General features: G+C 40.7%; 8 protein-coding genes. 4 read left to right on the top strand and 4 right to left on the bottom strand.

Annotated elements, in window-relative coordinates; translation table 11 throughout:
* The first annotated feature begins 263 nt into the window (after window positions 1–263).
* Both AC1TPB_RS10335 and AC1TPB_RS10330 read left to right on the top strand, forming a co-directional pair.
* Entirely contained in the window at window positions 264–2333 is a 2070-nt protein-coding gene (locus tag AC1TPB_RS10335) for a phage tail protein (RefSeq protein WP_482076408.1), read from the top strand.
* 22 nt (window positions 2334–2355) lie between these two features.
* Window positions 2356–4026, top strand: coding sequence for a hypothetical protein (locus tag AC1TPB_RS10330; RefSeq protein WP_482076407.1), 1671 nt, complete (start codon window positions 2356–2358; stop codon window positions 4024–4026).
* 43 nt (window positions 4027–4069) lie between these two features.
* Here AC1TPB_RS10330 and AC1TPB_RS10325 read toward each other — a convergent pair whose 3' ends face one another.
* The 4 genes from AC1TPB_RS10325 to AC1TPB_RS10310 form a co-directional block, all read right to left on the bottom strand.
* Window positions 4070–4729, bottom strand: a complete 660-nt coding sequence (locus AC1TPB_RS10325) for a hypothetical protein (RefSeq protein ID WP_482076406.1) — start codon at window positions 4727–4729, stop codon at window positions 4070–4072.
* 182 nt (window positions 4730–4911) lie between these two features.
* Window positions 4912–5379, bottom strand: coding sequence for a hypothetical protein (locus AC1TPB_RS10320; RefSeq protein ID WP_482076405.1), 468 nt, complete (start codon window positions 5377–5379; stop codon window positions 4912–4914).
* 60 nt (window positions 5380–5439) lie between these two features.
* Window positions 5440–7335, bottom strand: coding sequence for an MORN repeat-containing protein (locus AC1TPB_RS10315; RefSeq protein WP_482076404.1), 1896 nt, complete (start codon window positions 7333–7335; stop codon window positions 5440–5442).
* 40 nt (window positions 7336–7375) lie between these two features.
* Window positions 7376–7714 (bottom strand): DUF4280 domain-containing protein, encoded by a 339-nt coding sequence (locus AC1TPB_RS10310; RefSeq protein WP_482076403.1) that lies wholly within the window; start codon window positions 7712–7714, stop codon window positions 7376–7378.
* Window positions 7715–8003: 289 nt separating this feature from the next.
* Between AC1TPB_RS10310 and AC1TPB_RS10305 the strand changes: the two genes are divergently transcribed.
* Together AC1TPB_RS10305 and AC1TPB_RS10300 are read left to right on the top strand one after the other, a co-directional pair.
* Complete coding sequence (locus tag AC1TPB_RS10305) at window positions 8004–10754, top strand: HAMP domain-containing protein (protein WP_482076402.1); 2751 nt, start codon at window positions 8004–8006, stop codon at window positions 10752–10754.
* Window positions 10755–10787: 33 nt separating this feature from the next.
* A complete protein-coding gene (locus AC1TPB_RS10300) occupies window positions 10788–11291 on the top strand; it encodes a GNAT family N-acetyltransferase (RefSeq protein ID WP_482076401.1) in 504 nt (167 codons plus the stop codon).
* The last annotated feature ends 479 nt before the right edge of the window (window positions 11292–11770 follow it).

Raw genomic sequence — 11770 nt, 5'->3', positions numbered from 1 at the left:
GAAGTAATACGAGCGGACACGAGAGACGTTATTACCTCGAAAAACAGAGAATTGAGAGTGATATGAAGCTAATAAGGTTCACCGTGTCCGCAAGTTTGCTGAAAATGACCAATCATGCAATATAACGTACCTGATGTCCGCTTATCTCATATCTATATGACGTTAAAGTATGATCATGCACTTTAGTTTTTAGCTTCCGATGTAACCTTTCATTTACGGAAAGTTACATCGGAAGCTATGAAAAGTTTTAGGAGGATTACGTTATGAATCAACCTACTTTTTTTACATTTCGAAAGCCCTCTGATTGGAGCAGTGGGACGACGTTCCAACTGCAAGGTGAGCTTGCGGGGTTACAGATAGCTAGAGACTATATGTACCGTCAAGTGAAGCGAACAACTATTCCTTTCATCAATGGACATGAGACGATTATAGATACGGTGTTAACAGATGATGAACGTTGGTATATGCTTGACTCTAAAGGTTGCATATGGCGAACTGATCTCATTAGTCCGTTAGTAGAATTGGTTATGAGTCTTCCTTATGAGGAGAGTTATCAGCCAGCTAGAATTGCCGTGAGTCGAGAGTCGATCATTGTATTATACGATGGGGAACAGGGCAGTATGCTGCAATCGTATTTACTTGATCGGGCACAATTGAAATGGAGTACAACAGCTTGGTATAGTGATAAATTCACTGGTTATGAACTAATCAATGATGATCAAGATGGGGTTATTATTATTGGTCTATTATCTTCTTCTGAGGATATACAGTTGCTCCGTTTTGATGCGATTGGTGAGCCGATGCTTAATGTGGAACTACCACAGCGCAAAGTATTGGCTGAAGAGCTACTACATTCTCCAACAGGGCAGGACAATTATCAATTACTGTTAGATGATCAACATAATGTACTTATTCTCGATGGCAATGAGCAACGTCTCCTGCGTTGGCAATTAAGCAATAATATGTTGTCCATGATTATGGTGGCATTACCTTTTCAAAGTGTTCGTTCTATTTGCTATCATGCGAATCATCAGTATTGGGCGCTAGTCTCGCCAACGGATGAAGATCAAGGTTGTGAGCTGATTTCATTCTCACTTGATGGAGATATTCATAAGCGAGGCCAACTAGAATTAGCACGTGGTGAACAAGTAGAAGCAGGCCAACATAATTTATATATATGGAATGATAAGATGCAAGAAATCTATACGGTTCATCCGATTTCTGAAACAGCCTACTGGCAAGAAAGACATGGGCATATCGGGGTATGGTGTAGCCAAAGTCTTGATAGTGGTGTTGCTGGTACGCAGTGGCATAGGGTGAAGCTACAAGTACATAAGCAACAAGATACGCAATGGAATGTCAGTTATTATGCTGCTGATCAGCAGGAAATAGCGATCGGTCATGAAATAATTAATTTGGACGAATTTATCCGTAATGATGCTATTCCGGTTTTGGAAAAGCTAGATGCGCTTGCTCCGTATTGGATTAGCCCTTTGAAGGATGCTGAGGATGCATTATTACATCATGCGAATGGGCGCTACTTATGGATTTTTATAGAGTTAATTGGTTCAAGTATGCATTCTCCAATTGTTGAAAGTATGGAAGTATACTTCCCGCGAAGCTCTTATCTTACTTATTTACCAAGCATTTATCAACGAGATGCAACGTCACAAGATTTTCTATCGCGCTACTTAAGTATTTATCAAAGCTTAATCGAAGATACTGATCAACAAATTGCTTCGGTTACGAGAAGCTTAGAGCCGAATCAAGTGTCGGGGCGATCATTGAAATGGTTACTCGGATGGCTCGGTATCGAATCCGATGATTATTGGTCAGAGGCTCAATTGCGAGAGTTAATGAAGGAAGCACCGAAACTATACAGTATGCGTGGTACAAAGTATGCAATTGAAACATTAGTACGAATTTATACGGGATTTACGCCAATCGTACTTGAATATGAGCAAGTGAAGCCATTGAAAGAGAATGTAGAGCTCGGAGATGTGGCGGACCGTTTATACGCTGCAGATCCACACGCATTCAATGTACTTGTGAAAGCAGAGCATGTTGATACCGAACTTAAGCGAGTGACATTGCAGCATATTGTTGAGAGCTACAAGCCTGTATTTGCAACGTTCAAATTAGTAATATTACAACCGTGGGTATATATGGATCTTCACTCCTATCTAGGGATGAACACTGTATTATCAGAGCCTATGTTACTTACATTAGATGGTCGTTCATCTATGCCACATCATACAATTACGATAGATGTCGGGCAAGACAATCGCATGGATAAACATACAAGAATAGGGTTGAATTCTCGTTTGGAATAAGATGAAGGAGAGGAATGAGCGTATGAATAAATCAAGGTATGTTCCGTTCGAACGTAATCGTTATTTCTATGGCAAGCTGCTGACGGTACGAGATTTCATGTCTGAGCAAACGTATAATTCAGATAAACACCGGCTAAGCAATCGGCTTTTATTCGGAAGTGGAGTTGTATCGGGACTGCAGGTTGTTGCTGTAGATGACAAGTCTATCTCGATGGAAACAGGAGTTGCTCTTGATAAATTAGGCAGAGAAATTGTAGTCGCATCGCCTGTTACTATTAAACTATCAAATGTAGACGGTTTTACAAACAATGATTATGCAAAAAACGTCTATCTTTGTATCGCTTATGATGAGAAGGGCAAAGAACCGGTGCATACTGTAGGAGGTGGCGTTGGTGCTAGTGAGGAAGTTAGCGAGCATAATCGTATTCTCGAAAGCTATCGCATTTACATTACAGAGCAAGCGCCTAAGCCGCAGCAACTCGAATATGATTATCTCATTGAAGATACATGGAGCTGGTACGATGATGGTCAAGTCCGGATCTATCAGCAGCTACCACGCTATGTGGAGTATGGACAAAGCTTCGAGCTAAAGCTAGTTGTTGAAAAAACGCTTCAAACACCTCCGGTCTCTTTCCAATATGAGCTAGAGCTTGAGCATGCTGATATTATTGATGGTCTTGTCGATGGTAAAGTTGTTTTCAGTGAGCCAACCGATGCGAATGGCACAAGATATGAAAAAATAATTACATTACGTGCGCATCCAGCTGATGGAGATGAAAAGAGCAAACAGATTCAATTATCATCCGTTTCAAGTAGCGCTAAGCTAGTTATTGGAGAGCGCTTGTTGTATGAGTTATCTCAGCCTAAGCAGACGGTTCAGATTAGTAGAGAATCCGTCGCAGAGCGAATTCTTCATGCGTACTATGCACGTCCATTGGATCAAGCGATGGAGGCTCCGAGTGATCCTTGTATTTATATCGCGCAAATTAATTTGCTACAAATGGGTGCAAGTTATGTTATCGACAAAGTCATTCAGCAGCCATTTCACGATTATGTTGTGAATCCAACACTGCTCTATAAAATGCTGCTAGCTAGTAATCTTTCCGCTCATGAGCATGTAGAGCAAACGGTGCAAGAGGAATCTGTTAAGTCAGAAGAACAGATTATTCCGTTCCCGACCATTGAGGAGGAATTTGCTAGACTGATCCCACCTCAGATTGAAGAGTTAGAAGAGCAGCAGGTTATTACGGGAATTGCAGAAATCTCGATTGAGGCTCCGAAGAAGTTGAAGTGGTATCATCGTAAGCAACGTCGCTTTATTTCAGAGGAAATTGAGCATGGATTCGATGCTCATCTTCCAGTACTGCTTACACTTGCGCTTAGTGATGAGGATGGGCAAAGTAATATTCCTGTTCCTGAAATGTGGAAGAGGAGTGATACGATTGTAGTGGGGGATAAAGATGTATTTAAGGGAAGTGAGTACGAATTAGATTTCCCTAAAGTATCACTAGCACATATTCAATACCCGAGTAAAGGTAGCTTCCGGATTGGGATAAAGGTGAATCAGAAGACGGAAAGATTACGTTTGCGAGTACGCTGGTGGGCAGTGAAGGCAGTAGAAGAGGAAGCGGCAGGATTAGCCGCTGAAGCGATCGAGCAAAGTCACAATAGCGCGGCTACAGGCCAAGCTTGATGGGATTAGAGTAGTTATTTACGTCATCTAGGATTTAATGGGTTTAGCGCTTTAGCGAAAGTGCGTCATAGACAGTAAATATGGAGTCTATGGCGCCAAAAAGTAGCCCCAGCGCCTCATAGACAGTAAAAATGGAGTCCATAGCGCCGAAAAGTATCCCAAGCGCCTCATAGACAGTAAAAATGGAGTCCATAGCGCCAAAAAGCATCCCAATCGCCCCATAGACAGTAAAAATGGAGTCTATAGCGCCAAAAAGTATCCCAATCGCCCCATGGACAGTAAAAATGGAGTCCATAGCGCCAAAAAGTAGCCCAATCGCCCCATAAACAGTAAAAATGGAGTCTATAGCGCCGAAAAGTAACCCAAGCGCCACATAGGCAGTAAAAATGGAGTCTATAGCGCCAAAAAGTATCCCCAGCGCCCCATAGACAGTAAAAATGGAGTCTATAGCGCCGAAAAGTAGCCCAATCGCCCCATGGACAGTAAAAATGGAGTCTATAGCGCCAAAAAGTAACCCAATCGCCCCATAGACAGTAAAAATGGAGTCTATAGCGCCGAAAAGTATCCCAATCGCCCCATAGACAGTAAAAATGGAGTCTATAGCGCCGAAAAGTATCCCAATCGCCCCATAGACAGTAAAAATGGAGTCTATAGCGCCAAAAAGTACCCCAAGCGCCTCATGGACAGTAAAAATGGAGTCCATAGCGCCAAAAAGTAACCAAAGCGCCCCATGCATAGACAGTAAAAATGGAGTCTATAGCGCCAAAAAGTATCCCAATCGCCCCATAGACAGTAAAAATGGAGTCTATAGCGCCAAAAAGTACCCCAAGCGCCACATAGACAGTAAAAATGGAGTCTATAGCGCCAAAAAGTACCCCAAGCGCCTCATGGACAGTAAAAATGGAGTCCATAGCGCCAAAAAGTAACCAAAGCGCCCCATGCATAGACAGTAAAAATGGAGTCTATAGCGCCAAAAAGTATCCCAATCGCCCCATAGACAGTAAAAATGGAGTCTATAGCGCCAAAAAGTATCCCAATCGCCCCATGGACAGTAAAAATGGAGTCTATAGCGCCAAAAAGTACCCCAAGCGCCACATAGACAGTAAAAATGGAGTCTATAGCGCCAAAAAGTAACCAAAGCGCCCCATGGACAGTAAAAATGGAGTCTATAGCGCCAAAAAGTACCCCAAGCGCCACATAGACAGTAAAAATGGAGTCTATAGCGCCAAAAAGTAACCAAAGCGCCCCATGGACAGTAAAAATGGAGTCTATGGCGCCAAAAAGTAACCCAGTCGCCTCATAGGCAGTAAAAATGGAGTCTATAGCGCCAAAAAGTATCCCAAAGCGCCACATAAGCAGTAAAAGAAGGAGCATACCCAGTCATTTTCACATGACGAGGTATGCTCCTATTTGTTATTTTGGTTCATCGGGTACTTTGGACGGTGTTGGTAAACCGTTTATTGATTGCGTCGTTAGATCTACTATTGCCGAGACAGCTTTTTCATCACGATTAAGTTTGATTTGATACGTAATATTATCGATTGAGAAAGATCGCGTTAATCCAGATGCGATTAACTTAACTCTATCTGGTGCAGCTGTTACTCGTTCCAGCAGCTCCTTATAAAATTGATCGAGTACATGCCCCTCTGATATCGTCATCGATAGCAATTCATATTCCTCAACTGAAATATCATGCTGCCTCGTTGTAAACGTTAGACTTAGCTGAGGATAGAAGTGCTGTACATCAGCTCCTTGTATAATAGCTGCCTGCTCCGTTGTTACTGGAGCAGTTGTAGTAGGCTGCTCAGCTACTTCAGACGATAACATAGACTCTAATGCTGCGGTAACGATTGTAGAACTACTATTATTAAGCGCAAGTGCTTCCATAGGCTTAGAAGCTGCTTCTGAAGGATCAGCTTGCTCGTCAATAATAGGTTCAACAGGTGGGATAACTTCAGGCAATTCATCTAATTGTGTCTTTACGGAAGCTGGCTTACCGAGTAATGCTTCTCGTTCAGAAAATGATAGCTTAATTATTTCATTAAAATCGATATAGTTATCTTGGAAGTTCCCGATGTAGATAATGCGAGTTCCATCCTCATACCATTTGCCAATTCCGTTAAGTTTATTGTATTTGAAGCTACCATCATACTCTAACAAGCCGTCACTATTATATTTCTCACCAGAACCATGATATTGATTATTCATAAAGCTTCCAGTATAGATTGTATTTCCTTTCAGGTCGAATAGCGTGCCATTTCCATGATATTGATTCGACAGAAATTCACCTTGATATTGCACATTACCTTCTTCAAAAAACTCCGTGCCTTGACCCGAGCGTTTACCATTACTGAAACTACCCTCATACGCTATAAATCCATTATCATATAATGTTTTTCCTGCTCCGTGGTAGTTTCCATTCAAAAATTGACCCTGATAAATAATCGTTTGCTCCGTGTCATATAGCGTTCCTGTTCCGGTATAAATGCCATTAGACCATTCACCTTCATAGACTAGCGCGTTGTTCTCGGTGTAATTCCTACCTTGCCCGTGCGGGATACCGGCCTTGAAGTTACCTTGATAAGATGCAGTACCATTGCTGTAATATAACGTTCCTTCGCCTTCATAGATACGATTAACAAAGCTACCGGTATAAATGAGTGAGCCATCGTTATGATACTGGGAGCCTTCAGTTAATATACCTAGCGTAAAGACCCCTTGCTCAATGAGTTTGCCATCCGGATTGAATAGCTTTCCTGCTCCGTCATATTGACCATTAGCAAAGCTACCATCGTAGACCAATAAACCGTTATCAGTATATAGTTTTCCTATACCATGGAACTGTCCTCTTGAAAACTGACCTTCATAATGTAACTCTTTATTCAAATAATAGAGTTTACCCTTACCTTCATAGCTGCCATTAGCAAGTTCACCTTCGTATATAAGCGCTTTGTCACTAGTCAATAGCTTTGCTTTGCCCGTGTAAGCTGTAGCTGCACCGTCTGCCTGTACTGTAATCGCAGGTGTACGATTTAATAACTTATTGATGAATTTAGGTGGCTTAATAAAAATAAAGAAATATAGGACGAGAATAACGATAATAATAATAATAACGAGTTTTTTGGATATGTAATAATTACCGAGAGCAAAATAACTTTCCTTCGTCGTTTCTTTTTTACCTAATATTTGTTTAAATTTACGTTTAATCCATTTTGCAAGAAGCTTAGGCCAATTTTTTAACCGCTTAAGCGGCATAATTATACGCTTTTTAATCGGATTAAGAAACGGCTTAATAATTTTTTCAATCATGAGCCATTACTCCTTTGTACTTCTATAGGTGATAAGATAGCTAAGGTACCTGAACAGTAAATTGGCCTGGTGTATTAATCGAGATTACACCTCCGAAAGAGCACATACATTTTGACGAATTGTTAAGTGCAGGCATATTCGCGATCATTACGGTGGGAGAGCCTGGTGCCCATGGTGCAACCGTTACAGGAATGCAGGGCATTGGTGTTAATACACCGAGTGCAACTGTGGTAGCAGCAGCTACTGCGGGATTAGCAAGTGATGAGCACATCGCAAAAGGTAATATATTAACCATAGGTTTGTTATCTAATATGTTGGCGTAAGGAAGTGTGGTTGTCACTCTATTGATTGGGAGAGAGAGAAAGATACTAGGTGCCATTCCAAAACTACACTGGAGCGATGCTCCGCCGCAAACGAGTTGTCCGATGTTTATCACCTATCTTTATATAATAATATTCGTATGCCATATTGAGAGGAATATCACATACATATGAGTAGAAAGGGAGGATTCCATTTCATTTTACTATTAGTATTGTAGTAGGGCAATAAATAAGTACAAAATCAACACAAAATTACTTAAATATAGTAAAATAAAGTTAAGTGCCGTATAATAGCTAGGTTTCTCGATGGATTAACATAAATCAATTTCAAGTACAGGAGAGATTGTATTGAGAACAAAGCTAATGTTATTACTTGTGAGTATACTTATTTGTATTATTTTTATCGTTAGTTTAAGAGAGATGGCCACCTTCCAGCCGGTTAAATCTAGCGAGCAATACGCAATGATCTCCCAAGCTATTAAAGATGAGCAAGGATCATTGTACACGATTGCTGATTCCAAAAAGTTTTTACGGAAAATCGATGCTTCAGGTAAGCTTATTTACTCGCTAGCAAGTGAGATGAATCAAGATGCTAGACATACTTATATGTTCAATGATGTCACGACAGATACATATGGAAATGCCTATGCATTACTTACCATTCTCGATGATTATGGACTGCAAGTGACAGGCGAGAAAATATTGAAAATAAGCGCCGATGGTAAGGAACAATTAGTTATTCATAGCGAGCAATATGACGCATCAGATTCTCTAATGCGGGTAGGGCGCATACAAAACTTGTACATCGAAGGCTCGGAACTTTATTTTTTCAATGTACAGACACATGCGACAACGATGTTCAGTATGAATGTTAATAGTGGCTTGCTGCAATATCCGACTCAAGTTTCCCGATTTGAAATGCCAAGTAATCATTTTTTGAAAGAAGTGACTGGCAAACCTAACTCCCCAGTTTTTTATACTACAAAGCAAGGATTCCTTTTCTCCCAAAAAGGAACAGAATCAACGGGGCTATTCCCTGCTGCTGAGGCAGATATCCTTAACTTTCCGGTTGAAATTGATATAGCACAAAATTCTTATATTTATTATTTGGATCAGCATGCTGAAGCTGTCATGCGTATTGCATTGGACAACCAGCAAGCAAACCCAGAGCAAATATTTTCACGATCACAGCTTATGCAGCAATATGACGATATCGAATGGTCTAGCTTTACTGATCTATCGCTTGACTATGGAAATATTCTCGTTACGACGTCTGAGCATATTATTGAGCTTGACTCGCAGGGTCAGGTTGCAAACATTTACGATGGATACAAATATAGTTCAATGCACAATGTGTTAGCTGTAGCATTCTGGATAATTGCTGCGTTGCTTCTATTTGTTGTTATCTATACGATTCGATTTATTTATCGCGATTTGATGAAGCGCAAAATGTATCTTCTGATGAAGCAGTTGCTTATTATACTGCCTGTACTATTACTATGTATGGCTTGGTTGTCTTACACAGTCTATCAAACAGTTTCGGCAGAGAAGAAGCAAGACGCATTTAAACAATTGAAAATATTAGCTGCCAATGGTAACTATCTTGTTGATGGAGACGAGCTGGAGCAATTAACATCTCCGCTAGATTATAAGAGTAGCTCGTTTGTCTATGTGAAGCAACGATTGAACGAAGTATTCTCACTTTCTGGTGAGGAACGTGATGGTCTATACAATACGATCTATCGTTACATGAATGGCAAGCTATATATTGTAATGGACGATGATGATGGTATTACGATGTTTACACCATTTGAAATAACGGAAGACAATCAACTTGTGCTTGAGAAAGGTGAACTCGTATTAGGTGAATGGCAGGATTCCAGTGGTGAATGGATGTTTGGGCTTGGACCAATCTACAATAGTGCAGGCGAAATCATTGGAATTTATGAGACAGGTAAAGATATGGCGAGTATTACACGCAGCAATATGAATTTACTTGGTAAAGTACTAGCAATCGTTGCATGGATCGGAATTGTGCTAGCTGTAGTTATTACAATTATGACGATTTACTTTTTGGCGTCAATTCGTAAGCTACGTCGTAGTGTTAATCAAATTGCGAGTGGTGAATGGGATGTTAATGTTCAAATTACGACAAGAGATGAAGTGGCTGAATTAGGGGATCGCTTCAATATGATGGCAGGTGCCATCAAAAGGTATGTGCTTGAAGTGACCAAATTAAGCAATATGTATTTCCGATTTGTACCACAGCAATTTTTGGAGGTACTTGGAAAAAAGAAGATGTCCGATGTACAACTAGGCGAACAACAGACGCGTAATATGACGATACTCGTTTGTTATATGCGTCAGTTCAATGATATGTCCAGTAAGCTGAGTACTGCTGAAAACTTTATTTTTATCAATTCATTTCTGAAGCAATTTGGACCGATTATTCGTGAGCATGGTGGATTTATTAGCCGTTACTTAGGACCTGGCATGCTAACGATGTTCCCGAATGACACGAATCATTCGCTAATGGCAGCGTATCATATACGTCGTGCACTTGAAGAGTACAACGAGCAACGAACAGAGCAAGGTTTGCCGTTCATTGATATTGGTGTAGCTATTCATGCAGGCGATGTTATGCTAGGTATTATTGGTGAAGAGCAGCGTCTTGAGGGTAGTGTTGTTTCTAATCATGTACAGCTTACACTTGACCTTGAACGGTTATCTGAAAAGCTTGGCGTATCTGTATTGTTGACTGCGCATGCAAGAGAGCAGTTAGATCTTGCAAGAACGATGCAATGCCGTTCTCTAGGGTGGATTCAGCTAGATTCGGATCAAGCGCCTATTCAATTATTTGATTGGTATGAGGGTGATTCTATCCATATTCGCCAATTGAAAGCAGAAACAAAGAAACAATTTGAAACGGCGATTGAAGCTTATCGCAACGGAAGATTTTATGATGCGCGTGAAGGTTTTGTACAGGTAGTGAAGCGCAATCGTTATGATCTTATTGCGAAGTTATATTTCTTTGAAAGTGATCGTTATTATCAAGAGGGTGCGCAATTAAACTGGAATGCCGCTCTAAAAATATCATAAGTGATCAACAGATGCTGGAAATGAGGGTGAATTATGAATGAGATGATTCAACAACATATTAATATTAAGCCTGTCACAACTGGAACGGAAGCGGGCAAAGTATCAGACTTTTTGCTAGGTGAGGATTGTTTTGATGACCAACGATTTACACCTGGGGAGACGGAGCAATTACGTTGGTTGCCGATGCGAAGTTTACAAGAGAAACATGTATTTTGTTGGTTTGAAGAAGAGGATAATCACATTATTTCTGCAATCATATTTGTTGAAAATGAACATCGTAGTGGTGGTTATCGATTAGAATATTTCGGTGTACATCGCGAATATCGTCACCGTAAGCTAGGCTGGAAGCTGATGGATGCTATGTTCCAATATTGCCAAGCGCAGCAAGGCCGCTATATTGAGACGTTTACTTGCGATCTGCCTGAGTATGAAAGTGCTAGAAAAATGTTTCAGCGCAACGGTTTTACATTTATGTGTCATATGCCGGAGTATTATTATCCGGGTGAAGGGAAGCTGTTATATATAAAGCAATTGTAGAGGTAGGGGAAGTTCAAAACAGCGGACTTTGATAACGAAGATTTGCTTCGAAGGTTATTCGACATCGCATCTGAAACGAACTTGGAAAGTACGGTTCGCGTGTACCAAACACGTACACTTGCGCTTCCGCCTTTCTCAAGTAACATTTCACCTGCTCAATTCTGAAAGCCCGCTTTTTGAACCTCGATTTGAATGAGAAGCTTTAAACGTCCGACTGCTTGAACTTTTATTGAAAGCTTCGAACAAGTGGGCGCTCGTATACTCAATCCGTACACGTTGCTTAGTGTTGTTTCATCGCTTGTGATTACGATGAGTATGCTGCCGAAGCTTAGTCGGCGGCGAAGATGCCATTCCTCGGAAGTTTGTGTTGTTTGTTACTTATAGGGTGCTACTTATGCTGTGATTTGATCTCATTGATAACATTCAATAGATGGTCACAGCAGAAGTGTAGTACCTTTTTTTAGCTGGAATCAGATTAT

The organism is Paenibacillus sp. Y951 (assembly GCF_056786395.1).
This window is presented reverse-complemented; position numbering and strand designations above follow the sequence as displayed.

Coding starts and splice junctions, on each gene's coding strand:
- AC1TPB_RS10330 (WP_482076407.1), top strand. CDS start 2,356: ATGAATAAATCAAGGTATGTTCCGTTCGAACGTAATCGTTATTTCTAT.
- AC1TPB_RS10315 (WP_482076404.1), bottom strand. CDS start 7,335: ATGATTGAAAAAATTATTAAGCCGTTTCTTAATCCGATTAAAAAGCGT.
- AC1TPB_RS10325 (WP_482076406.1), bottom strand. CDS start 4,729: ATGGACTCCATTTTTACTGTCCATGAGGCGCTTGGGGTACTTTTTGGC.
- AC1TPB_RS10310 (WP_482076403.1), bottom strand. CDS start 7,714: ATGGCACCTAGTATCTTTCTCTCTCTCCCAATCAATAGAGTGACAACC.
- AC1TPB_RS10335 (WP_482076408.1), top strand. CDS start 264: ATGAATCAACCTACTTTTTTTACATTTCGAAAGCCCTCTGATTGGAGC.
- AC1TPB_RS10320 (WP_482076405.1), bottom strand. CDS start 5,379: ATGTGGCGCTTTGGGATACTTTTTGGCGCTATAGACTCCATTTTTACT.
- AC1TPB_RS10300 (WP_482076401.1), top strand. CDS start 10,788: ATGAATGAGATGATTCAACAACATATTAATATTAAGCCTGTCACAACT.